This window comes from Streptomyces sp. NPDC014861 (assembly GCF_043081625.1).
Lineage (GTDB): Bacteria > Actinomycetota > Actinomycetes > Streptomycetales > Streptomycetaceae > Streptomyces.
On record NZ_JBIBWV010000002.1, the window covers coordinates 309,294 to 333,479 of the forward strand.

Below are 24,186 nucleotides of genomic sequence, written 5' to 3' on the forward strand. Positions count from 1 at the left end.
TTAATCGAACGATTCTTTAGGTGCTGCAATCGAGATCACCTGGCCCTTGGGATGTCACAGGAAAACGAGGCATCACTTCCCGTAACCTTAGGCCTATAAGATCCACGTCGGTGATGCCTATGCCGGCATGTCGGCGTCGTTATACACCGTTCCATTAATTGCATCAACGCGCCAAAGTTGTCCCGATTCTTGGTCCACACTTTTCAGGCTATCGCGAGAGAAAGACAAACTCACAAGCCACATTGGTCGCCAATTGCCGTCCTTTTCTGATGCCTTGAGGGTGAATGCGTCAATTTCAATACCATTCAACCCGTCAGTATTGTCGATTTGCCCGCGTATAGCATTCCGTACAAGTTCTTCGGCTTGTTCGGAACTGACGCCGACCCCAGGGAGGTCTAGACTCTTTGGGCCCATAGAAACGCTTATTTGTGAAATCTGCCCCGTCCGATCAACCTGAACGTCGAGCATTCGAGGCATCAGGATTTCATTGTGCACCCAGCGCCAACTAGTTATCCATCCCAGCTCCGCCTTCTCTCCCACGGGGTACGTTTTATACTCCGAGGAATCCTGGGCCCATGAGTAGTGACTCTCCATGTAAGACCGTGCGAGCTGATGAGCGTCCTGCTGGTTAGAGGGCGGCTTCGCGCCCTTGATCGGGAACCCCATAACGCTCGGCCGGTCGCTATCCTTCAGAAGGATATTTAGTTTCCTCTGGTCCGGCCATGAGAGCGTGCCACTAGCGAAGGCTTCAGGGTGGCCTTCATCTCGGCTGATCAAGGAGAATACGAGACTTCGGCAAGGAGCTCCAACGCACGGCTGATCCTGGACCGGGCCGAGCAAATACCGGTCACCAAAGGCTTCCTTCACCGCTTTCTGAACGGCCTGCTTCTGTTCCGGCGTAGCGGCCGAGAGTCCGGTTCCGTCGATATGCGTAAACATCAAAGAGGGAGCTATGACTCCAGCGCCGACCATGGCAAGGAGTGCGGAAGAGTAGAAGGCTCCTTTTGCTCCCATTTTCCACTGGATGCCATCCCGCCTCGCGACGACAACAGCGGCGGCGGCCAGACCGACTAGGCCGCCAATAATGTTCATCTGGGCATCTGAACTGTCACATATTCGACCTAGTCCATCCACTTTCGCTTGAACAACTTCGATCCCCAAAGGGATGCCGGTAACTGCGACGATCACAGGAAATGGGCGCCGGACGGCCAAGAACGCGAAGAGCCCCAGCGGCACAGTCATAGCTAGATTCCATAGGCCTTGCGTTGTCCCGAATGGTTCCCACAAATCACGATTGATCGCGCACTGTCCGCTGGCCGTACCACTACCCATGAAGGTGACAGATAGAATTCCCGCGAAACTAGCAGTGAAACCCGCCCACCACACCCCGCGGGAATTTCTTAGATGGCGAGAGACCAGCCAGGCGCCTCCGCCAAGCAAGAGGGCGACGATCATGCTGAAGATTAGATAAAGGTAGCGATCGTGGAATACTGCTGTAAACATGAAGAGGTCCTTGTGAAGAAATACTTTTCAATATGAGAGCAGGGCCTCGCCCGGATGGACGAGGCCCTGTCAGATGCCGGATATCAGCAGGTTGCGGAGGGCGTCTGGAATGTGCCGCCGCTGTAGTTGAGAACGCCCGTGGTGCTGTAGCAGCGGTAGTCTCCCGGCTTTTCCCAGTAGCGGGTCACCGTCTGGCCCGAGCTAATGGTGAAGTTCGAGGAGTAGGTCGTGGCCCCCCCCGAGGTGTAGCCGAGGCGCACGCTCACTGCGGACCCCCCCGACTTGTAGTAGATGGTATTGATCCGTGTGGGGAGAAGGCTCGTCTTGCTGTGACTCAGAACACCGTTACTCAGCTTCGTGCATCGCGAATTGGGGTGCCCGCCCCCCCAGTAGCCGGCAGAGTCGCAGTAAGTGTTCGCGGAGGCGGCAGACCCTCCGAAAACAATCGAGCCGGCAGCTATAATTCCTGCCAGCGCGGCAGCGCGATTCTTAGTAAGCACTAAATTTCCTCGCCTCGAGCAGAAACACCCGGATTCGAGTCGGGAGTTTCTGGAATTTAACCTCCAGGGCCCAGTAACCCCAGCCATGAATTGAACACGTGGCGATTCACAAGATCCAGTGCCGACGTGAGTCCTGGCTTGAAATGCATGTGCAGTCTCCGGCTATGGCTCGAATATGCTCATGACTTGACATATTCCATTCAGCAGGTTTGCAGGGAAAGAGCCTGCGAACGCCCGAGACGTCGGTGAGCGTCACAAATGACGCCACCTACCTCCCATCTGCCGTCGGCGCACACAGCGTGGACCGGGCGCCGGTCCTGGCGTTCAGGCGGAGTGCGCCCCTGTGCGAACGGCCTGGACACGAGGACCCGGCCGCCGTCCGCCCGCCTGACAGCATGGGCAGCGACGGGAGCGGAGGCCCGGGCGACGGGACGCACCCGCCGCGCCGTGCACGGCGGGTGCCTTGATGAGACAGGGAAAGTCTGATCTCGCCCACCATGGCGGATTCCAAAACCGCCCGGCGGACAGTTCGCCTACCCGGCTTGACCAGCATCTTTCCCGTATCCGGGCCGCTGTGTCGAGGTCTTGGCCCGCACGTGGCCCACGGGACCCCGAAACGGCCCCCTCTCAGGGCTCTAACCGCTGTCCGCTCACAACCCGCGTACGGGACCGAGCGATCTCCGGAAGAGAGGTTCACATGGCCGAGTCATCCGTTCTGCTCCCCGGCTACGCTGGCTGCCACCAGCCGACGATCCCGGAGTGTGCGCCGAGGATGGGACCCAAGACGCAGAGGGTCTACGAGACGATCCGTTCGTGGATCGAGTCCGGGCGATTCGGCCCCGGTGACGAGTTGCCGTCCGAGCGGGCCCTGAGCGCCGAGTTGGAGGTCGGCCGCACCGCGCTGCGTCAGGTGCCCGCCCGTCTGTCGAGCGAGCACTACTTTAAGGCTCACGACCGAAGCTCCTACCGCGTCCTCGGCGGCGAGAGCGTCCCGACGCCGGCGGAGATGGAGCCGTGGAAGATCCACGGCTCCCGCCACATCTACGAGAACCCGTGGGTGAGCCTGGATCTGGTCGACGTCGAACCCCCAGGCGTCGAGCGCTTCGAGCACCATGTCGTCCGCATCTTCCGTGTGGCGATCACGGCCGTGGTCGATGACCAGGACCGCGTGCTCATGCTGTGGCGATACCGCTTCGTGCCGCAGTAGTGGGGGTGGGAGCTGCCCGGCGGGATCGTGGACGCCAGGGAGGACGCGGCCACCACTGCAGCCCGCGAAACGGAGGAAGAGACGGGGTGGCGCCCCGGCGCCGTCGAGCACGTGGTGAGCTACCAGCCGATGATCGGCATGGTTGACTCGCCGCATGAGATCTTCGTGGCCCGTGGCGCGCCGAGAAGGTCGGCGAGCCGACGGACGCCGAGGAAGCTGGGGAGATCGCGTGGATCCCCCTCGATGACATCCCGCGGCTCATGGCCGAGGGCAAGCTCATGGGGTCCGGCACGCTCGTGGCCTTGCTCCACATCCTCGCGTCCCGGTCTAGAGGCGCCCGGTAAGCCTGGCCCTCGCCTGGCTCGTCGGCTGCCTCGGCCCCGACGTCCCCGTACCCGCCCCGTTCCTCACCGGTCCGCAGGGCGCAGGGAAGTCCACCGCCGGGAAGATGCTGGTGCGGATCATCGAGGGCATGAGCGGCGACCTGCGCAGGGCCCCGAAAGACGAGGAGAACCTGATCACCGCCGTCGCCGCCGGCTGGGTCACCGGCCTCGACAACCTCTCCCACCTCGGCCCCGACCTCTCCGACCTCATGTGCTGCATCGTCACCGGCGCAGAAAGCATCAAGCGAGCCCTGTTCACCGACGGCGACGTCGTCCGCTCCCGCTACCGCCGGCCGATGCTCCTGACCGGCATCGACGTCGGCGTCATCCGCCCCGACCTCGCCGAACGCCTCCTCCCTCTCCGGCTCGAACGCCCCCGGGTGCGGCGGACCGAGGCGGAGCTGTGGCGGGAGTTCGCCCAGGCCCTGCCCGTCATCCTCGGCTCCGTCCTCGACCTCGCCGTCGAGATCCGCGCCGCCCAGGCCGACAACCCCACCGACCTGCGCATGGCCGACTTCGCCCACCTGTGCGCGCAGCTCGACACCGCCCGCAACTTCGGCGCCCTGGACGCCTACCGGGCCAGCCTGGACGACCTCAACGACGACGTCATCGAGGGCGACCTCGTCGCCCAGACCGTCCACAAGCACGCCGCCGGCATCGAACCTGGCACCGACGTACGGATGACGTCGGCCGAGTGGCTGCACGGCCTGACCCAGCTCTACATCGGCGAGGGAGAATTCCGTCCCCTGCCTAAAGGTTGGCCCACCACCGGCAAGGTTTTCTCTGACCGCCTCAAGCGCCTCCTGCCCGTCCTCGCCGCCCGGCGTCCTCGTCGACTGGGGCCGCACCCGCGCCGCCCGCTACATCGAGATGGCCCGCCCCAAGCCCCCGACCGACGAGCAGCAGCAGGCGTTCTGGGCCCCGCGCCACGCGGTACCCACCGCACAGGCAAGAGGAGCACCCTCGCCCCGCGCGGCGGTGCCCCTCTTGCTCTTCGGCGGCTTGCCGCCGCTCACAGGGCGTGCCGCTCTGCGGCTCCCCATTCACGCCTGAAGGCGCGCACAACAACAGGACCCAGGCCCTCTTTTTCCTAAGGAGACAGCGCTGCGTCACCTGCGTCACGACGGCCCCGAAACCCGGGCCTGACCTGCGTCAACAAGGGTGACGCAGAGCGCGAATCTCTGCGTCAACGTTCGTCACCTGCGTCACACCATGACGGACAGCCGCGTCACCGGTGACACAGCCCGTCATCCCCTACGTCACCGAAACCCGCAGGTCAACGGGCCAAATGGTGCTGATGACGCGATGACGCAGAAATCCCCACCTCGGACACACGTAGCCCCTCCGGGCGCCTCCTGCCGAGAGACGCCCTTGTCCCCTAAAAAAGGACTCAAATGGCCAGCACGCCCAAGATGCGCGCCATGCTCACTGTCCCCGAGATCTGCGAGGAACTCGGCATCAACAGCTCGACCTTCTACGACTGGCGCCTGAAGCGACGCGCCCCCCCGCTGCATCAAGCTCCCGAACGGTGCCCTCCGCGTGCGCCGGGTCGACCTGGAGCTCTGGCTGAACGAGCACGAGGACGCCGCTTGATGGACACGACGTACAACGTGAAGTTCTGGAAGACCGGCGTCAACGTGGGCAAGCGGAAGACCACCCACACCGTGCGCTGGGAGTTGAACGGCCGGGAGCACCGTCAGACGTTCGTCACGGCGGCCCTCGCCGAGTCCTTCCGCGCCGGGTTGGTCTCTGCGGCGCGGAAGGGGGAGGCGTTCAGCCTCTCCACCGGGCTCCCCGTCTCGCACATCTCCCAGGCGGCTGGCGTGACGTGGTACGCCCTCGCGATCCAGTTCGTGGACCAGCTCTGGGCGCGGACCTCCGCGAACAACCGGCGGAACGTGGCGAAAGCGCTCACGCCCGTCACGATCGCCCTGCTCCGGTCCCAGCCCACCGCGTTCAAGGGCGTCGACGTGCGGCGGGCCCTCCGCGAGCACGCCATCAAGAAGACGGTGCTCAAGGAGAACCCGCTCCCGAAGGGGAAGGGCGCCGGCGCCGCCGCGTCCAAGACCTCCTCGGCCGTCGACAAGCGCTCCCTGCTCAACAAGGAGCAGGCCGCGAAGCTCCTTGGCTGGGTCTACGCCCGGCCGCGGGGCGGCCCTCGGCTGCACACCTTCTTCGCCACGATGTACTACGCCGCCGCCCGGCCCGAGGAAGTCGTGGCGCTCGACGTCGGCGACGTCCGCCTCCCCGACACCGACGCCGACGACCAGTGGGGCGAGCTGCTGCTCCACACCGCCCACCCCGAGGTCGGCAGGCAGTGGACGAACACGGGGGAGGTGCGCGAGCAGCGCGGCCTCAAGGGGCGGGCCGCCGACGACACCCGGACGGTGCCCTGCCGCCCCGCCCTGACGCGAATCTTCCGGGCTCACATCGAGAGGGAGGGGCTGAAGCCCGGCGAGCTGCTGATGCAGGGGGAGAAGGGCGGGGACCTCGCCGGGTCCGTGATCCGGCGAGCGTGGCGGCGGGCCCGGAAGGAGGTACTCACACCGTACGAGTTCGGCTCCCCGCTCGGTCGACGCGTGTACGACCTCCGCCACACCTGCCTGACGAACTGGCTCAACGCCGGCGTCCCGGCCGCGACCGTGGCCGAGTGGGCGGGCAACAGCGTTCCCGTCCTCCTCGCCACCTACGCCCGGTGCATCGACGGCCAGCTCGACGACCTGAAGCAGCGGATCGAGGGAGCGGGGGAGCTGCCCGACCCCGCCGCGGCGGGGGTCTGAAAACTCCACCGCGTATTCACCGAGGCCACCCGCAGAAACGCAGGATGAGCCGGAGCCAGCCGGATACGTCCGCTGCCCGCCAGGGGACGTATCCGGCTCCGCTCCGTTCTCCGGAAACCTGCTCTGAACAGCAAAAAGACCCCTCCCGAAGGAGGGGTCTCACTGTGCGCCCCCGGCAGGACTCGAACCTGCGGCCAAGTGCTTAGAAGGCACCTGCTCTATCCGCTGAGCTACGGGGGCCGGTGGTGGCCTCGGGCCTGGTGGCCCTGGTGGGTGGGGTGGGGCTGCCGGGACAAGGATAGGGGTCCTGGCGGCTCGGCCCTGGTGCTTCACCTGCGTGGCACGATGTGGAGGTTCGGTGAAGCGAACCGATAATCGCAGGCAGGTGCGATTCGCGCAGCGCTTTTCACGCCACTCGGGGCGGGTGTTGTGCACTCGTTATGCCCGGGCTGCGGGTCACCCTTCCTTTCTTCGGCGCGTAGGGCCGCAATACGCTTCAAAAACGCTCATAAATTGGGCATTCTTCGCATGTGGTGACCTTGGACGAACGGCCTCAGCTGATCGACGCACTCTCCGCCCTGCGCGACCGAGTCGCGGCCGTGCGTCTTCCCCTCCCTCTTCCCGACGTGCCGCGCGCCCGGCAGACCCGGGCCGAACTGCTCGCGCAGCTCGACGACTACCTGGTGCCGCGGCTGAAGGACCCCGACGCGCCGCTGCTCGCCGTCGTCGGTGGGTCGACGGGGGCCGGGAAGTCCACGCTGGTGAACTCGCTCGTCGGGCGGCGGGTGAGCGAGGCGGGGGTACTGCGGCCGACGACGCGTACGCCGGTGCTGGTCTGCCACCCCGAGGACCAGCACTGGTTCGCGGGGCTCCGGGTGCTGCCGCAGCTCACCCGCGTCTGGCTGCCGCAGGCCGGCGAGGACCGCGCGGCCGAGCCGGGTGACGCCGAGGACAACGCCCTCCGGGTCGAGACCTCCGCCACCGTGCCCCGCGGGCTCGCCCTCCTCGACGCCCCCGACATCGACTCGCTCATCGTCGAGAACCGGCTGCTCGCCGCCGAGTTGATGTGCGCCGCCGACATCTGGGTGATGGTCACCACCGCGTCCCGGTACGCCGACGCCGTCCCCTGGCACCTGCTCCGTACCGCCAAGGAGTACGACGCCACCCTCGTCACCGTCCTCGACCGGGTGCCCCACCAGGTGATCGGCGAGGTCTCCCGGCAGTTCGAGGCGCTGCTCGACAAGGCCGGGCTCGGGGACGTACCCCGCTTCACCATCCCCGAGCTTCCCGAGTCCACCGGCGGTGGGAGCGGGCTGCTGCCCGAGAGCGCCGTCGCCGCGCTCCGGGGGTGGCTGGCGCACCGGGCCGAGGATCCCGCCGCGCGCCAGCAGGCCGTCTCCCGGACCGCCTCCGGCGTCATCGACTCCCTCGACACCCGCCTTCCCGAACTGGCCGGCGCCGTCGCCGCGCAGTACGCCGCCGCCGTACGCCTCGGCGGAGCCGTCGAGGGCGCCTACGGCCGGCAGGGCGCGCGGGTGCGCAAGGAGCTCGGCAGGGGGGCCGTCCTCGCCGGGGACGCGCGGGCCCGCTGGCGCGCCTACCCCCGTGACAGCACCGCCGACGAACTCCTCGACGCCCTCACCGAATCCCTCGCCGCCCTCCTCCACTGCGCCGTCTCGGCCGCGGAGGAGGCGATCCGCGAGGTCCATCGCCGCGAACCCGCGGCGGGCGCCCTCCGGGGCGTCCCGGCGGGCACCGATCGTGAAGTGGCCGAGCGGATCGGCCTGGAGGTGCGGCGCTGGCGGCGGATCCTGGAGGAACTCGCCGAGGACGAGGTGCGGGCCGTGGAGAAGCCGGCCGGGCGCGGCGCCGCCCGCGCCGCCGTACCCGACGCCGAGACCGTCGCCGCCCTGCTCGCCGCGTCCCTGCTCGGCGGCCGGCGCGCCCGGCCCGCCGGCGAGCGGCTCGCCGAACTCCTCGGCGCCCAGGCCGCCCTGCGCCTGCGCGACAAGGGCGGCGACCTCGTCCTCACCCACGTCGACCGCGTCCTGCACACCGAGCGCGACCGCCGCCTCGCGCCCCTCGACGCCCTCGGCGTCACCCCCGAGCCGCAGGCGGAGCTGATCGCCGCGCTCTCCGTACTGCAGAAGGAGAAGTGACGTGGCCGAGAATCCGACGGAAGCGGGCGGACGCGCGCGGTGGGACGACGGGCTGATCGCCCGGCGGGCCGCCGAGCGGGCCGCCGCCCCCGAGGAGCCCGCCGCGGCGGACGCCGGCGCGGAGGACCTGCGGGGCTTCGGGGGGAGTTACGGCGGCGGGCTGAGGGCCCGGCTCGACGCGCTCCACGAGCTCGTCGGCCTCTCCCGTACGCGGGTCGAGAGCACCGCGCTCGCCGAGGCCGGCCGGGTGCTCGACGAGGCCGCCGCACGGCAGCGGCTCTCCTCCCGGCACACCGTCGTCGCCCTCGCCGGCGCCACCGGCAGCGGCAAGTCCACCCTCTTCAACGCCCTGGCCGGGGTCGCCGTCTCCGAGACCGGGCTGCGCCGGCCGACCACCTCCGCGCCGCTGGCCCTCACCTGGTCGGAGGGGGCCGCCGGGCTCCTCGACCGGCTGGGCGTGCCCGGCCGCCTGCGGCGGCGCCCCCTCGCGGGCGGGACCGCGGACGCCGGTCTCCAGTCGCTCGTCCTCATCGACCTGCCCGACCACGACTCGGCGGTCACCGCCCACCGCGACCAGGTCGACCGGGCGCTCGGCCTGGTCGACGCCGTCATCTGGGTCGTCGACCCGGAGAAGTACGCCGACGCGGCCCTCCACGAGCGGTACCTGCGGCCGCTCGCCGGGCACGCCGAGGTCACCTTCGTCGTGCTCAACCAGGTGGACCGGCTCGGGGCCGAGGCCGCCGAGCTGGTCCTCGACGACCTGCGCCGCCTGCTCGACGAGGACGGCATGGCCCTCGGCGAGCACGGCGAGCCCGGCGCCACCGTGCTGCCCGTCTCCGCCCTCACCGGCGAGGGCGTGCCCGAACTCCGCGAACTCCTCGCCCGGTTCGTCCAGGAACGCACCGCCCCCGAGCGGCGCCTCGCCGCCGACATCGACGCCGCCGCGGCCAGGCTGCGGCCCGCGTACCTCGCCGACGGGCGGTCGGGGCTCGGGGAGCGGAGCCGCGAGGAGTTCGCGGGGCGGCTCGCCGTCGCGGTCGGCGCGCAGGCGGCGGGCGAGGCCGCCGAGCGGGTCTGGCGGCGCGGCGCCATCCGCGCCTGCGGCTCGCCGTGGCTGCGGATGCACCGCTGGTACGAACGCAGGCGCGCGCACGGCTCCACCGACCCGCGGCTCGAAGCGCCCGTCGAGGACGAACTGACCGCCCGCCAGCGCGTCGAACAGGCGGTGCGGATCGTGGCCGACGAGGCGTCGCGGGGCCTTCCCGCACCCTGGGCCCACGCCGTGCGGGAGGCCGCGGCGCGCGGTGCCGAGGGGCTGCCCGAGGCGCTGGACGAGCTGACGGTGACCCTCGGCGACCCGGCCGCCCGGCCGCCGCGCCCCGCCTGGTGGCCGGCCGCCGTCCTCGTCCAGGCCCTGATGACGCTCCTTCAGCTCTTCGGCGCGCTCTGGCTGGTCGCCCAGATCGTGGGCGTGGTGGAGCCGGGGCTGCTGCTGCCGGTCCTGATCATGGTGGGCGGGATCGCCGGCGGGCCGCTGGTCGAGTGGGCCTGCGAGAGCGCCGTGAAGGGACCGGCCCGGAGGTACGGCCAGGAGGCCGAACGCAAGCTCGCGGAAGCGGCGGCGGCCTGCGGCCGGGCCCGGGTCCTCGACCCCGTCTCGGCCGAACTGCTGCGGTACCGCGAGGTGCGCGAGCAGTACGCGAAGGTGGCCGGCCCCCGGCCCTCGCCCAGGATCGTCGGGGCGGGCCCGCGGGGGACCGTCCCCCGGCTGGGGGCGACCCGGACGGGGGCCCGGCTCCGCTAGAGCCTGTCTGACATTTCCCGCCGGGTCCGGCCCGCCCGACCGCTCCCCGCCCGACCGCTCCCCGCCCGCCCGCTGCCCGCCCGGTCCGGCCCGCCGGGGCGGGCGCCCTGGGCGGCGGGCGCCGGGCTCCGGGCTGCGCACGCCGGCTGCGGGCTCCGGGCTGCGGGCTCCGGGGCTGCGCAAGCCAGGCTGCAAGCGCCGGGGCTGCGCGTATCCGGGACCCAGCTCCGCGGACAGAGCGCTCGAACAGCCGCAATTCACCCTCCCAGGTGGACGAGTTGTCCACAGCCCGTCGGTCGTCCACAGGCGCCGGCGGGCTTTCCGTCGCCCCGACAGCATGGTGACGACCAGGAGGACGACGGCGCGAAGGAGCACGCACATGAACGACACGACGGTGACGCTGGTGGGGAACGTGGCGACGGCGGTGGAGTACCGGGACACGGTCGCCGGGGCGGTCGCCCGGTTCCGGTTCGCGGTGTCCGCCCGGCGGTGGGACCGCGAGCGGGCGGTCTGGGCCGACGGGCCCACCAGCTTCTACACGGTCTCGGCCTGGCGGTCGCTCGGCGCCAATCTGGCGGCCTCGGTCTCGGTGGGGGAACCGCTCGTGGTGCACGGCCGGCTGAAGGTCCGTGAGGACGAGCGCGACGGGCAGCGCAAGACCTTCGTCGACATCGACGCCCTCGCCGTCGGCCACGACCTGACCCGCGGCACCTCGGCCTTCCGCCGCACCGCGCGGCCCGAGGCGAGCCCCGGGGCGCAGGCTCCACCGGGCGTCGGGGAGGGCGACCTGACGGATCGCGAGGGGGCTCCCGAACTCGTCCCGGCGGACGGGAAGGACCCCTGGACGGCCGCGGCGCACCAGCTGGTAACCGCCCCTTGACCTTGTGTTGTGGTGATTTGTCGACCAACTCGCCGGGGGTATAACGATTCCGAGACGGAATGGTTATCTCGTCGTATGACCGGGGACGGAGGTCTTCCGCCTCCCTAGGATCCCTGAATACTCATGAGGCACATGAGCCCATCGAGTCAGTGAGTCTGCTGGCGGGCGCTCCCCCCACGCGAATCATCACGTTCGCGGAGCGACTCGCCCGGAGGGGAATGCAATGATTTCAGTTCGCGGGCGTGGTGCTGCCCGTTTGGCCGCAGCGACCCTGGTCTCGGGCCTGGTCGCGTCCAGCGCGATAGCGCTCGCGGCTCCGGCGATGGCCGAGGACGGCGCCGGCGCCGCCGCCACGCTGGGTGGACTCACCGAGTCCGGCAAGATCAAGATCGAGAGCGACCGGGGCAACTCGACGCAGCACGGCGGTCTCTTCGAGCTGACCGTCGACGGCGGCGGCACGCTCACCGCCTACTGCATCGACCTGTGGACGTCGACCGACCCGGGCACGAAGTACCGCGAGACCGACTGGGACAAGTCGACCCTGAGCGACAACCCCAACGCGGGCAAGATCCGCTGGATCCTGCAGAACTCCTACCCCGAGGTGAACGACCTCAACGCGCTCGCCGGCAAGGCCGGCGTCGGCGCCCTGACGGGTGACGAGGCCGCCACCGCGACCCAGGCCGCGATCTGGAAGTACTCGGACAACGTCACGGCCACCCCGCTGGACCCGGAGGCCAAGGCGCTCTCCGACTACCTGGTCGCCGAGGCCGCCAAGGCCCCCGACCAGGAGGAGCCGAAGGTCTCCCTGGCCGCCGCCCCGGCCTCCGTCGCGGGCAAGGCCGGCGACAAGCTCGGCCCGGTCAAGGTGACGACGACGGCCGCCGACGGCACCGTCAAGGTCTCCCTGCCCGCCGACGCCCCGGCGAACGTCAAGGTCGTGGACAAGGACGGCCAGGCCGTCTCCGCCGCGAGCAACAACAGCGAGCTCTTCCTGGACGTCCCGGCCGGCACCCCCGACGGCACGACCAAGATCAGCCTCCAGGCCGAGACCGAGGTCGCCATCGGCCGCGTCTTCGGCAGCGTCGAGGGTCACGAGCAGACCCTGATCCTGGCCGGCAGCAGCAAGTCCTCCGTCGGCGCCGAGGTCACCGCGGCCTGGGCGAAGAAGGGTGCGGTCCCGGCCGTCACCGTCGCCGAGAACTGCGCCAAGGGCGGCCTCGACATCACCGCCTCCAACGAGGGCGACGAGGACTGGACCTTCGAGGTCAAGGGCGTCTCCGTCACCATCGCCGCCGGCGAGTCCAAGACCGTGACCGTCCCGGTCGGCGAGGACGAGGCGTACGACTTCACCATCACCGGCCCGAACGGCTTCTCGAAGTCGTTCCAGGGCGTCCTGGACTGCAAGACCGCTCCGAGCCCGGAGCCGTCCACCGGCACCCCGTCGGAGACGCCGTCCGAGACCCCGTCGGAGACCCCCTCGCAGACGCCGTCCACCGGCACCCCGTCCGAGACCGCTTCGGCGAGCCCGTCCACCCCGGCGCCCAGCACCACCACGGACGCCTCCACCGGCACCACCGGTACCACCGGCGGTGACCTGGCCGAGACCGGCAGCTCCAACGCCACCCCGATGATCGCCGGCATCGCCGTCGCGCTCGTCCTGGCCGGCGGCGGCGCGGTCTTCTTCCTCCGCAAGCGCAAGGCCGCCGGTCAGTAAGCACGGCACGGCATGACGTCACGGGGTGAACGCACCCGGTGACGGACGGCCCCGGACGCACCCGCGTCCGGGGCCGTCGCACGTCCACCGGCCTCACCGGCCTCCACCGGCGGGCGCCGGGCACGGACACCGAGGTGATGCACAGGGACGCCGGGGGGCTCCGGGGGCGGCGTCGGACGGTACTGGTTTCCGCCCGGGGGTGGCGGTGCGGCAAGATGGGTGTATCTGCCCACTCACTCTTTGCCGGACGGTTTCCTTTGGCTGAGTACATCTACACGATGCGCAAGACGCGCAAGGCGCACGGCGACAAGGTCATCCTCGATGACGTGACGCTGAGCTTCCTGCCCGGTGCGAAGATCGGTGTGGTCGGCCCGAACGGTGCCGGTAAGTCCACCGTTCTCAAGATCATGGCCGGTCTGGAGCAGCCGTCCAACGGCGACGCGTTCCTGAGCCCCGGCTACTCGGTCGGCATCCTCATGCAGGAGCCGAAGCTCGACGAGTCCAAGACCGTCCTGCAGAACGTCGAGGACGGCGTCGCGGAGATCAAGGGCAAGCTCGACCGGTTCAACGCCATCGCCGAGGAGATGGCCACGAACTACACGGACGCGCTCATGGAGGAGATGGGCAAGCTCCAGGAGGACCTGGACCACGCCGAGGCGTGGGACCTCGACACCCAGCTGGAGCAGGCCATGGACGCCCTGGGCTGCCCGCCCGGCGACTGGCCGGTCAACAACCTCTCCGGTGGCGAGAAGCGCCGCGTGGCGCTCTGCAAGCTCCTCCTCGAGGCCCCCGACCTGCTGCTCCTCGACGAGCCCACCAACCACCTCGACGCCGAGTCGGTGAACTGGCTGGAGCAGCACCTCGCCAAGTACAAGGGCACCGTCGTGGCCATCACCCACGACCGGTACTTCCTCGACAACGTGGCCGAGTGGATCCTGGAGCTCGACCGCGGCCGCGCCATCCCGTACGAGGGCAACTACTCGACCTACCTCCAGAAGAAGGCCGAGCGCCTCAAGGTCGAGGGCAAGAAGGACGAGAAGCGCGCCAAGCGCCTCAAGGAAGAGCTCGAGTGGGTGCGGTCGAACGCCAAGGGGCGTCAGGCCAAGTCCAAGGCGCGTCTCGCGCGCTACGAGGAGATGGCCGCCGAGGCCGACAAGATGCGGAAGCTGGACTTCGAGGAGATCCAGATCCCGCCGGGCCCGCGCCTGGGCTCCGTCGTCGTCGAGGTCAACAACCTCAACAAGGCCTTCGGCGACAAGGTCCTCATCGACGACCTCTCCTTCACGCTGCCCCGCAACGGCATCGTCGGCATCATCGGCCCGAACGGCGCCGGCAAGACCACGCTCTTCAAGATGATCCAGGGCCTGGAGAAGCCGGACTCCGGCGAGATCAGGATCGGCGACACGGTCAAGATCTCCTACGTCGACCAGGGCCGTGCCAACATCGACCCGAAGAAGACCCTCTGGGCCGTCGTCTCGGACGAGCTGGACTACATCAACGTCGGCCAGGTCGAGATGCCGTCCCGCGCCTACGTCTCCGCGTTCGGCTTCAAGGGCCCGGACCAGCAGAAGCCGGCCGGCGTGCTCTCCGGCGGTGAGCGCAACCGCCTCAACCTCGCGCTCACCCTCAAGCAGGGCGGCAACCTGCTGCTCCTCGACGAGCCCACCAACGACCTCGACGTCGAGACCCTGTCCTCGCTGGAGAACGCGCTCCTCGACTTCCCCGGCTGCGCCGTGGTCGTCTCCCACGACCGCTGGTTCCTCGACCGGGTCGCCACGCACATCCTGGCGTACGAGGGCGACTCCAAGTGGTTCTGGTTCGAGGGCAACTTCGAGTCGTACGAGAAGAACAAGGTCGAGCGGCTCGGCCCGGACGCCACCCGTCCGCACCGCGCCACGTACAAGAAGCTCACCCGGGGCTGAGGTCGTCGTGGCGAGACACATCTACAGCTGCCCCCTGCGCTGGTCGGACATGGACGCCTTCGGGCACGTCAACAACGTGGTCTTCCTCCGCTACCTGGAGGAGGCCCGGATCGACTTCATGTTCCGGCTGGCGCCGGGGGACGGCAGCCCGTCCTTCTCCGGCGGGTCCGTCGTGGCCCGCCACGAGATCGACTACCTCCGCCCGCTGGTCCACCGGCACGAGCCGGTGACCATCGAGTCGTGGGTCACGAAGATCGGCGCGGCGTCGCTGACGATCGCGTACGAGATCAAGGACCCCGAGGTCACCTACGTACGGGCCTCGACGGTCGTCGTGCCCTTCGACCTGGAGGCGCAGCGACCGCGGCGCATCTCCGAGGAGGAGCGCCGCTTCCTCCAGGAGTACGTCGACGACGGGATGACGTCCGCCGCATGACCGTGCTCGCCCCGCTGCACTTCGCCGACCCCAGGGAGGCGGCGGCCCTCGCCGCCTTCCTGACCCGGCTCGTGCACTACGACCGCGCCGCCGCCGTCCGCCTCCAGGCCGGGGGCGGCGCGCTCGCCGTGTTCGGACGCCCGCCGTCCTTCGAGGTGCTGGCGATCCGTACGGCCCGTCTGGTGGACGACGTCGACCTCGACGTCACCGTCTCCGCCGGAGAGCTCCTCGACGGCGTGGAGGAGTCGGCCGGCAAGGCCGTCGTCCCCGGCGCCGTCACCGGCCCGCCCTGGGCCGGAGTCCTCCCGCCGCGCTCCGGCTGGCGCCCCGTCGAGGGCCTGCCCGGCGCGGGGGAGCTGCGCGGGGCGGTCGCCGCGGCCGTCGCCGAGTTCCGGCGCCGTGACGAGGAACTGTCCGAGGAGCGGCGCACCCGGGCCGAGCGCGACCGCATCGGCCGCGAGATCTGGTCCCGCACCCTCGGCGCCACCGGCCTGCCCCTGCGGGCCGTGCACGCCGCCCAGTCGCTGGGCTTCCTGCCCCCGCTGGACGCGCCGGTCGCCCTGATGGCCGCCGGACCGTGGCTGCGGCTGCGCACCCCGTACGGCTCCGTCGCCCTGCGCACCGCGCCCACCGCGCTCACCTTCACCCCGGCCTGAGCCGGCGAGAGGCGCGCCCGGTCCGACCGGAGGCCCGGCCTGAGCCGGCGAGAGGCACGCCCGGTCCGACCGGAGCAGCCGGCCTGAGCCGACAGGAGGCGCGACCGGCCTGTGCCGAGCGGAGGCGCCGCCGGTCCGGGCACGCGGGAGGCGCCGCGGGTCCGGACCGGCGGGAGGCGCCGCCGCGCCGGGTCGGGGAGGGACGCCGCGGCCGGGTGGGGTCACCAGATCCGCGTCCCCCTTCCCGTGAACTCGTGCCGGAGCGAGGCGGCCGCGAGTGCCGCCGCGAGCAGCAGCAGGGCCGCCGGGACGAAGGGCGCGCCCCGGGCGACGTTCTCCTCGGCCGGGACCGGGTCCGTCCGCCGCGCCGGGTCGTACGCGATCCTGACCGGCTTCCCCGGCTCGCCCAGCTTCCGTTCCCAGGAGAACTCCGCCGGGTAGCCGCCCGGGCAGTCCAGGGTGTGGTGGTGGAGCCGCTTCGGCCGCGGGGCGCCCTCCCCGAAGGTGGGATGTTCGGTGACCCGTACCTTCCCCACCACCACGCACTCCGCCGTCGCGCCGCGCACCCGGGAGTCCCGGGCCTCGACCCACACCGCGCCGAGCCCGGCCAGCAGCACGACCAGGGCCAGGATGCTGCCGCCCGCCCGGAAGAGCCCGTCGAGCGCCACCACCGCCAGCGCGGCGAGGAGCAGCCCGACGCCGTCCACGAGCGCGTTCGGCAGGCCGAGCGGGCTCCGCGTCGCCCAGCCCGTCCACAGGTGCAGCAGCACGCCCGCGCCGAGCGGCACGGCCACCGCGCCCGCGTACGACAGGGCCCTGTCCCTCACCATCCCGACCACCCCGGGACGGGGACGCGCCGGCCCGCGCGGCGGTTCCTCAGCCCTCGGCGTCGTCCGGCCACACCCCGATGTGGTCCCGCTCCAGCTCCAGTGCCACGCGGTGCTCCATGCCCAGCACCTCGGTGTAGTCCGCGGGCAGCTGGAGCCGGCCCGCGCGGTCGAGCATCGCGTACTCCCGCGCCACCAGCGACTCCCGGCCCGCCTCGTCGACCTCGGTGCGGCGCAGCACCTCGGAGGAGGTGCGGCCGTCGCGGATGGCGACCGTGCGGCGCACCTCGGTGGCGACCGCCTGGTCGTGGGTGACGATCACGATCGTGGTGCCCAGCTCCTCGTTGGCCCGCCGGAAGGCGGCGAAGACCTGCTCGCCGGTGGCCGAGTCCAGCTCGCCGGTCGGCTCGTCGGCGAGGAGCACCTTCGGGTCGTTGGCCAGGGCGACGGCGATGGCGACCCGCTGCTGCTGCCCGCCGGAGAGCTGGTGCGGGCGCCGGTCCCGGCAGTGCGCGATGTCCATCATCGCGAGCAGTTCCTCGGCCCGCTCCGCCTTCTTCGCCTTGCTGCCCGCCAACTGCATGGGCAGGGAGACGTTCTGAGCTGCCGTCAGGTAGGGGAGGAGGTTGCGGGCCGTCTGCTGCCAGACGAAGCCGACCACCTCGCGCCGGTAGCGCAGCCGGTCCTTGCCGGTCATCGCGAGCAGGTCGCAGCCCGCGACCCGGGCCGCGCCGGCGGTCGGCACGTCGAGGCCGGCGAGGATGTTCATCAGGGTCGACTTGCCCGAGCCGGACGCCCCGACCAGCGCCATCAGCTCGCCCTCCTTCACCAGGAGGTCGAGCCCCTGGAGCGCCTGCACCTCCACCCCGTCGGTGGTGAAGATCCGCACCAGGCGGTCGCAGGCGATCAGTGCGTCGTGGCCGTACGAGGGGCGTTCGCGGTGCGCGTTGGCCCGCCGCTCCAGCTCCTCCAGGGTCGCGTTCGCGGTCGTCGTCATCGTGCGTCTCCTGCCCTGAGTTCCTTCACCGAGCTCCTCCGCCCCGTCCACCACGCCTGGACGCCGGCCGCCACCCCCGTCAGGAGGACCACGGCCACGGCCGGCAGCACCAGCGACCACGGGTCGGCCCGCAGCGGTGTGCCGGTCAGCGCCGCCCCGCCCTCCGCCGCGGCCAGCGCCAGCCGGCGCAGGTCCACGCCCGGCGCGAGCAGCGGCACCGTCGCCCACCCGGCGAGCGCCCCGCCGAGCGCGGCGAAGACCGCGGGCGGCAGCGCCTCCAGGGCGAGCAGCCGCCGTCCCTGCCGCCGGGTCAGGCCCATCGTCCGCAGCCGGGACAGCAGCGTCGCCCGCTCCGGGCCGCTCCGCGTCAGCGACAGCAGCACGGCGACCACCGCGTAGGCGGCGCCCGCGCCGATCGCCGCCGCGTAGAGCCTCTCGGCGCCGGACTGGAGCGGCGAGTCCACGTACGCGGCGCGGGTCTCCGCGCTGAGCGTCACCTCGGCGTCCCGGGACTTCGAGGCGACGGCCTTCCGCAGCGCGGGGCCGTCGACCTTCCCGCTGACCAGCACGGCGGTCGGCCGCCGGAGGGTGATGTCGGCGGCGTTGACGACGAGGAAGTTCTCGCCGCGGACACCGGGCGTGGAGTCGCGGACCGCGACCACCCGCACCCGGAAGCCGCCGGCGTCGGAGTCGATCCGCTGCGGCTGGTCGCCGAGGCGCGCGGCGACCGCGGGGGAGGCGATCGCCGGCAGCACCCGGGACGTGTCGAGGGCGGCCTCCCGGCCGCCCCTCCCGGTCGAGGCGAGGAGCTTCGCGGGGAAGCCGCCGTTGTCGGTCCGCCGGGCGAGCCCGGCGTAGGCAGCCGGGTCGACGGCGACGAGCGGGGCACTCATCGGCGGGGCGGCGCTGAGCGGGGACGGCAGCGCCACCCCGTACTCGATCTGCACGGACTGCGCCTCGCGGACGCCCTTCGTGCCGCGCACCGCCTCCGTGAGCCCGGCGGGGAGGCCGCTCCTGGGGGCCTCGACCCGGGCGTCGGCACCGGTGACGAGCAGGGACGCCCGCTCACGGGCCTCGGTGACCCCGGCGAGGACCGAACCTCCGAACGCGGCCGTGGTCAGCGACAGGACGAGCGCGAGCAGCGGCAGCACGCCGCCGGCCGGGGAACGCCCGGCCCGGGCGATCGCCAGGGGCGCGACGACACCGCGCATCCGGCGGGCCCGGCGGGCCAGCACGCGCAGCGGCAGCGGCTGGAGCCGTACGAGCACGAGGGCGGCGATCACGCCGACGAACACCGGTGCGGCGCTGACCAGATGGTCGCCCGCGTCGGCGGTGCCGCGCAGCCGCAGCGAGGCGATCGCGCCCGCCGCGAGGACGAGGAGGGTGAGTTCGACGACGGTGCGGCGGCGGGACGGCCGGGCGTCGACCAGATCCTCGCGGGCCGCGTGGAGCCGGGGCGCCCGGTGCCGCAGCACGGCCCGGACGGGCAGCACGAGCGCGGTGACCAGGGCGACCAGGGCGGCGCCGAGGACGGACGGGAGGAGCGGCGCGGAGCCCGTGAGGGCCGGGGCGCCGGGGGTGTCGGGGCCGCGGACCAGGGCGACCGCGGCCACCAGGCCGAGCACGGCGGCCGGGACGGCGACCGCCGAGGTCTCGCCGAGCAGCCGGAGACCGATCCCCGGCAGGGAGGCGCCGCGGGCACGCAGCAGCGTCAGTTCGCTGTCGCGGCGGGAGAGGAGGAGCCCGCCGGTCATGGCGACGACCACCGCCCCGACCGCGCCGACGCCGAATACGGCGACGGCGACCACCGGGGCGATCGCGGCGCCGGTGGCGCCGTGGGTGCCGAGGACGGTGCCGAGGCCGGTGGCGAGCCGGCCGGTGGGACCGGCGAGCTCGTGGATCCTCGCCAGGGCGGGGCCGCCGGACAGCGAGTCGACGGAGGCGGCGAGCGGTCCGGCGTCCCGCGCGGTGAGATGCCCGGAGACCGGCGGGAAGCGCCAGTACACCTCCGGGCTGCCCGTGGTCGAGGTCAGTGCGGACCCGGCCTGCGGGGAGACGAGGAGGGCCGCCTGCCAGAAGTAGATGATCTGCGTCGGATCCGGCTTCGTGGCCAGCACCGGGGTCCGCAGCAGCGGCTCCACGGCCCAGTAGGGACGTTCGGGTCCGCGCGGCTCCACGATGCCGGTCACGGTGACGGCGACCGGCTCGGGGGTGATGCCGGGCACGTGCACGACGGATCCGGGCTTGATCTTGAGGACCTCGGCGGTCCGCGCCGTCACCGCGGCCTCCGGCCGGACGGTGCTGCCGGCGGGCATCCGGCCCTGGAGCAGCGTCGAGTGGTCGGCGAGACCGGAGGGCGAGGCGAGGACGAACTCCGGGGCCACGTTGCTCGGCCGGGGCAGCCACGGGTCGAGCCCCGGGATCAGGGCCATCGTCCGGATTCCGTGGACGGTCTGCCCCGGGTCGGTGAGCAGCGGCGGAGGTATCAGGCCCCGCAGCTGCTCCTGGTTCTCCCGCAGCGTCTCCGGCGAGATCGTGGCGCCCTGCTCCAGCGGGACGGTGACCTCGACCTGGGAGACGTGGGCGGGCGCGGTACGGACGCCGTGCCGCAGCCCCTCCGTCTCGTACGCGTCGACCACCCGCGGCAGCGCGGCGGCGAGCAGCGCGGTGACGAACACCAGCAGCGCCAGACCGGCGGAGGCGCCCGGCGCGGCCCGCAGCCGGGTCCGCACCCAGGGCGCGACGGCCCGGACGCGGGTCTCGGTGAGATGCGGCGCCGGCCCGGACCCGCCCGGCCCCCGGGCCTCGGGCTGCCCAGGCTCGTTCGCCCGCCGGGCCTCGGCCTTCTCGGACTCGCCTGCGGGCTGCATCGGGCGGGACTCCTCGCGCGGGACGTCGGACATCAGTTGTCTCCCTGGTGGCGCAGGGACACCGCCGGGTCGTTGCGGCGCAGGGCGATCGCCGCGACCACCGCGAGCGGCAGGGCGGCGACTCCGGCGAGGAGCAGGGCGACCTGGCCGAGGGGCAGTTCGACCAGGACGGGCGGCACGGGCCGGGTGGCGCCGCTTGTGAGCACCACCAGCGGGACGACGACCCGGGCCAGCAGGGTGCCGAGGGCGACGCCCACGAGGAGCCCCACGCCGATCAGGAGGCCCTGCTCGGCGGCGAGGAGCCGGGCGAGCCGGCGGCGGGGCGCGCCGAGGGCCCGCAGCACCGCGAACTCGGCGGCCCGTTCCCGTACGGAGCCGGCCGCGCCGACGGCGAAGCCGACCGCGGCCAGCGCCACCGCGGCGGCGGCCACCGCCATCAGGGCGGTGTGGGGGCCCGCGCCGAGCGGGTCGCCGAGCAGGCCCTCGGCGATCGCGTCACGGACGACGATCTCGCCGGGCTCGTCGTCGGCGGCGGCGCGCAGCGCCTGTGCGACGGCGTCCGCCCGGCCCGGTTCGGGGGTCAGCCACCACTCGGTGGGCGCCAGGGGCACCGCGGGGTCGCCGCCGGCCAGGACCCGGTTGACGGCCGTCAGGTCGACCAGCACGCCGCCGCCGTCCGTCTCCACCGGTCCCGCCGCCTCCGCGCCGCCGGTCCCGGTGGTCGGCAGGCCTTCCACGACCCGGGTGATGACCACATCGATCCGGCTGCCGCCGAGGGGGAGCTGGACGACGTCGCCCGGCCGCGCCCTGGACGCCGCCATGAACGCCTCGGACGCGATCGCGGGCAGCTGCTTCGGCCGCGCGGCCATGGGCGCGGTCAGCCGCACGGTGTAGTCCTCCGCGAGGGGCCCGGTGAGCTCGTCGAACCGACCGCTGAGCGTGTACGGGACGGAGTACGGGGCCGTGCCTCCGGCCGCGGGCCGGCCGGCCGCGCCGGACAGCGGCTTCGGGTCGTCGAGCTCGCCGTCGACGGTCTGCCGGGCGACGGCGGTCCAGGGGGCGAGCGCGCGCCCCGGGTCGACGGGGCGCGGCTTCCCGTCCGCCCCGGTCGTGGCGACGCGGTCCACGTGGAGGGACTGGGCGCGGTGGGCGCCCTCGGTGAAGTCGGCGCCGAGTTCGATGCCGGTGAGGCTGAGCCGCCCGCCGGGACGGGCACCGCCGGAGGCCGGCGGGGAGAGGGCGAGCGTGAGCCGGTGGGTGCGGCCGTCGGCGGGCAGGGTGCCCGCGGCCTGCCGGTACGGGACCCCGTACGCGTCCTCCAGGGTGAGGACGATCCGGCCGGCGCCGGTGCCGCGCGGCGCCTCGCTGCGCAGGTCGACGGTGAGCGTCCGGCTGTCCTCCGGCAGGCTGAGCCCCTGCCGCCCGGCGCCCTTCGGCCGCAGCGGGGCGAGCAGTCCGTCCGCCGGGCCGCCCGCCAGGTCCTCGCGCAGCAGCAGGCCGCCGGCGAGCCGGTCGGTGCCGGCGGCGAGCACGGTGGCGGTGCGGCCGGCCACGTCCATGGAGGCCCGGTGGACCGGCGCGACCTCGCGTACCCCGGGGACGGCGGCGAGCCGCGGGGTCCGGGTCGGATCGCCGGATCCGACACCCGTCACCCGCACGGGCGTGCCGGACCGGAAGTCGGCCTGGTCGTGCTGCGACCGCTCCCAGGAACTGCTCTGGCCGATCGCCAGCATGCCCATCGCCACGGCGAGGACCAGGAGCAGGACCGGTCCGGCGCCGCGCAGCGGACGGCGGCTGAACTGCCAGCCGGCGAGCGCCGCCGACAGGCCCCGGCCGCCGGCCGCGCGCCGCTCGGCCAGCCTGGCGGCGGGCGGCAGCAGACGCAGCGTCAGGACGGTGCCGGCGAGCAGCGCGAGGGCGGGCGCGGCGACGAGGACCGGATCGACCGAGGCGCCGTCGGCGGCGCCCTCCGGATTCCGCTGGAGCTGCCAGAGCGCGATGCCGGCGACGAGCAGCAGAGCGAGGTCCGCGCCCGCCCGCACCGACCGGGGGAGGCCGCCGCCCCGCGCCCCGCGGAGCGAGACGGCGTCGCCGTCCCGGGCGGCGAGCGCGGGGGCGACGACCGCCGCCGCGCAGGCCAGGGCGACCCCGGCGGCGACCAGCCAGACGGCCGCGGAGGGCGAGGTGTCGAGCCGGACGCCGAGCGAGGTGAGCGCGGACCGCTCGGTGAAGAGGCGGGTCAGCGGTCCGGCGAGCAGCGGGGCGACGAGGGCGGCGGGCAGCGCGAGGAGCAGCGCCTCGGCGGCGGCGAGTCCCGCGACCCGGCGCCGGGAGCCGCCGCGGGCGCGGAGCAGCGCGGTCTCGCCGGAGCGTTCGGCGCTCAGCAGCCGGGCGACGAGCAGCAGCGCGTACGCGGCGAGCAGCACCAGCTGGACGGCGACGACGAGGAGGGTGGAGCGGGAGACGGTGAGGGCGCGTTCGGTCTGCGCGAGGAGGGTCGGCAGGCCGGTGGTGGCGTTGATCGTGGTGCCGAAGGAGTCGGTGTCGGAGATCATCGCCTCCGGCTCCCGGGTCGCCGCCTCGCGCAGCGCCGCGATCCCGTCGGTGTCGAGGCGGGTGAAGTCGGCGGTGCCGAGCCAGGACGTGCCGCCGACGCTGACGGAACCGGAGGCGAGCACCGACGGGTCGGCGAGCAGCGGCCCGTACGTGGTGAAGGAGACCGTCCGCACGCCGCGGCCGCCGGCAGGGTCGAGCAGCCAGTACGGGTCGGTCGGGTCGGCCGGCGCGTAGACGCCGGTGATCCGGACCCGCAGGCGCTGCTCGGTGAGGCGGTCGGTGAGTTCGAGGACGGCGCCGGGGCCGGTCCCGAGCCGCTTCGCCGCCTCCTGGGGCAGCGCCGCCTCCACCACTCCCTCGCCGGCGGTCTTCGGCCAGGCACCGCGGACGAGGGTGAGGCGGGTGCGGTCGAGCGCCGCGAAGTGGGTCAGGTCGGGTTCGCCCCCGCGGGCCGCGGGCGGCTGGAGCGAGCGGGGCAGCGCGTACGGCCCGGAGCTCTCCAGGCGCCGCACGGTGACGGGCAGTCCGTCGAAGGCGCGCCGGGCGCTCTCGCCGACGGCCCGGTCGGCGGCGGCCCGCTGCTCGGCGGGCACCTGTCCGGAGACGAGCAGGGTGGCGGCGGCCGCGGAGCGGTCACGCAGGACGGCCTGGAGCGCGGCGTTCCCGATGGAGCCGGAGAAGCCGGCGAGGGTCGCGAGGACCGTGGTCGTCAGGACGACGGCGAGCAGTGCCGCGCCGAGCAGCAGCCGGTGTGCCCTGACGCGCAGAAGTACGAACCCCGTCACCCATCCCCCTGGCCGCCCCACGCGCCCCGCAGGCCACTGAACGCCTGTCGGGGTCTCGAAACGTCTCGAAACGTTCGGGGAATGCTTTCATCGGCCACAGGTCGCTGGAAACCGCTTGCGCACCGACCTTGATGGGATCGTGACCGTTATCCGGTCGGCGTTCCCCGGAATGTGTTCATCCGGTGGCGTGGAGTGGTCTGAACCTGTCGG

The 24,186-nt window shown here is 72.3% G+C and carries 13 protein-coding genes, 1 tRNA gene and 2 pseudogenes; 10 read left to right on the plus strand and 6 right to left on the minus strand.

Features of this window, described 5'->3' with window-relative positions:
- Positions 1 to 117 precede the first annotated feature (117 nt).
- A complete protein-coding gene (locus ACF1BN_RS05170; protein ID WP_392330206.1) occupies positions 118 to 1,503 on the minus strand; it encodes a VanZ family protein in 1,386 nt (461 codons plus the stop codon).
- A gap of 1,272 nt (positions 1,504 to 2,775) precedes the next feature.
- On the opposite strand from ACF1BN_RS05170, the pseudogene ACF1BN_RS05175 reads away from it, so the two are divergent.
- From ACF1BN_RS05175 to ACF1BN_RS05185, 3 genes and pseudogenes are all read left to right on the plus strand, one after another.
- Positions 2,776 to 3,554, plus strand: a pseudogene (locus tag ACF1BN_RS05175) (NUDIX domain-containing protein).
- Between the two features lie 2 nt (positions 3,555 to 3,556).
- A pseudogene (locus ACF1BN_RS05180) lies at positions 3,557 to 4,508 on the plus strand (ATP-binding protein); the annotation flags it as partial.
- A 677-nt stretch (positions 4,509 to 5,185) separates the two neighbouring features.
- Complete coding sequence (locus ACF1BN_RS05185) at positions 5,186 to 6,373, plus strand: tyrosine-type recombinase/integrase (RefSeq protein ID WP_392330207.1); 1,188 nt, start codon at positions 5,186 to 5,188, stop codon at positions 6,371 to 6,373.
- A gap of 167 nt (positions 6,374 to 6,540) precedes the next feature.
- Here ACF1BN_RS05185 and ACF1BN_RS05190 read toward each other — a convergent pair.
- A tRNA-Arg gene (locus tag ACF1BN_RS05190) sits at positions 6,541 to 6,613 on the minus strand.
- Between the two features lie 299 nt (positions 6,614 to 6,912).
- Here ACF1BN_RS05190 and ACF1BN_RS05195 point away from each other — a divergent pair.
- The 7 genes from ACF1BN_RS05195 to ACF1BN_RS05225 all read left to right on the plus strand — a co-directional run bounded on the left by ACF1BN_RS05195 (position 6,913) and on the right by ACF1BN_RS05225 (position 15,941).
- Positions 6,913 to 8,532: a dynamin family protein gene (locus ACF1BN_RS05195; protein ID WP_392330208.1), complete on the plus strand. Its 1,620-nt coding sequence runs from the start codon at positions 6,913 to 6,915 to the stop codon at positions 8,530 to 8,532.
- 1 nt (position 8,533) lies between these two features.
- A complete protein-coding gene (locus ACF1BN_RS05200) occupies positions 8,534 to 10,336 on the plus strand; it encodes a GTP-binding protein (RefSeq protein WP_392330209.1) in 1,803 nt (600 codons plus the stop codon).
- A 379-nt stretch (positions 10,337 to 10,715) separates the two neighbouring features.
- Positions 10,716 to 11,216 (plus strand): single-stranded DNA-binding protein, encoded by a 501-nt coding sequence (locus ACF1BN_RS05205; RefSeq protein ID WP_392330210.1) that lies wholly within the window; start codon positions 10,716 to 10,718, stop codon positions 11,214 to 11,216.
- 256 nt (positions 11,217 to 11,472) lie between these two features.
- Positions 11,473 to 12,930, plus strand: a complete 1,458-nt coding sequence (locus ACF1BN_RS05210) for a Cys-Gln thioester bond-forming surface protein (protein WP_392330211.1) — start codon at positions 11,473 to 11,475, stop codon at positions 12,928 to 12,930.
- Positions 12,931 to 13,187: 257 nt separating this feature from the next.
- Positions 13,188 to 14,852: an energy-dependent translational throttle protein EttA gene (gene ettA, locus ACF1BN_RS05215; protein WP_392330212.1), complete on the plus strand. Its 1,665-nt coding sequence runs from the start codon at positions 13,188 to 13,190 to the stop codon at positions 14,850 to 14,852.
- Positions 14,853 to 14,859: 7 nt separating this feature from the next.
- A complete protein-coding gene (locus tag ACF1BN_RS05220; protein WP_392330213.1) occupies positions 14,860 to 15,285 on the plus strand; it encodes an acyl-CoA thioesterase in 426 nt (141 codons plus the stop codon).
- Complete coding sequence (locus ACF1BN_RS05225) at positions 15,282 to 15,941, plus strand: hypothetical protein (RefSeq protein ID WP_392330214.1); 660 nt, start codon at positions 15,282 to 15,284, stop codon at positions 15,939 to 15,941. The genes ACF1BN_RS05220 and ACF1BN_RS05225 overlap by 4 nt, the downstream gene beginning before the upstream one ends.
- A gap of 221 nt (positions 15,942 to 16,162) precedes the next feature.
- Here ACF1BN_RS05225 and ACF1BN_RS05230 read toward each other — a convergent pair whose 3' ends face one another.
- Genes ACF1BN_RS05230 through ACF1BN_RS05245 form a run of 4 tightly spaced genes read right to left on the minus strand, consistent with a single transcriptional unit; the run spans position 16,163 to position 23,976 of the window.
- Positions 16,163 to 16,771, minus strand: a complete 609-nt coding sequence (locus ACF1BN_RS05230) for a hypothetical protein (protein WP_392330215.1) — start codon at positions 16,769 to 16,771, stop codon at positions 16,163 to 16,165.
- A gap of 46 nt (positions 16,772 to 16,817) precedes the next feature.
- The gene (locus ACF1BN_RS05235) at positions 16,818 to 17,765 is read right to left on the minus strand and encodes an ABC transporter ATP-binding protein (RefSeq protein ID WP_392330216.1); all 948 of its coding nucleotides are present in this window, start codon (positions 17,763 to 17,765) and stop codon (positions 16,818 to 16,820) included.
- Positions 17,762 to 20,668, minus strand: a complete 2,907-nt coding sequence (locus ACF1BN_RS05240) for an FtsX-like permease family protein (RefSeq protein WP_392330217.1) — start codon at positions 20,666 to 20,668, stop codon at positions 17,762 to 17,764. Before ACF1BN_RS05240 ends, ACF1BN_RS05235 begins: the two co-directional genes overlap by 4 nt.
- Positions 20,668 to 23,976 (minus strand): FtsX-like permease family protein, encoded by a 3,309-nt coding sequence (locus ACF1BN_RS05245; RefSeq protein WP_392330218.1) that lies wholly within the window; start codon positions 23,974 to 23,976, stop codon positions 20,668 to 20,670. The genes ACF1BN_RS05240 and ACF1BN_RS05245 overlap by 1 nt, the downstream gene beginning before the upstream one ends.
- Positions 23,977 to 24,186 lie beyond the last annotated feature (210 nt).

Coding starts and splice junctions, on each gene's coding strand:
- ACF1BN_RS05170 (WP_392330206.1), bottom strand. CDS start 1,503: ATGTTTACAGCAGTATTCCACGATCGCTACCTTTATCTAATCTTCAGC.
- ACF1BN_RS05185 (WP_392330207.1), top strand. CDS start 5,186: ATGGACACGACGTACAACGTGAAGTTCTGGAAGACCGGCGTCAACGTG.
- ACF1BN_RS05205 (WP_392330210.1), top strand. CDS start 10,716: ATGAACGACACGACGGTGACGCTGGTGGGGAACGTGGCGACGGCGGTG.
- ACF1BN_RS05225 (WP_392330214.1), top strand. CDS start 15,282: ATGACCGTGCTCGCCCCGCTGCACTTCGCCGACCCCAGGGAGGCGGCG.
- ACF1BN_RS05230 (WP_392330215.1), bottom strand. CDS start 16,771: ATGGTGAGGGACAGGGCCCTGTCGTACGCGGGCGCGGTGGCCGTGCCG.
- ACF1BN_RS05235 (WP_392330216.1), bottom strand. CDS start 17,765: ATGACGACGACCGCGAACGCGACCCTGGAGGAGCTGGAGCGGCGGGCC.
- ACF1BN_RS05240 (WP_392330217.1), bottom strand. CDS start 20,668: ATGTCCGACGTCCCGCGCGAGGAGTCCCGCCCGATGCAGCCCGCAGGC.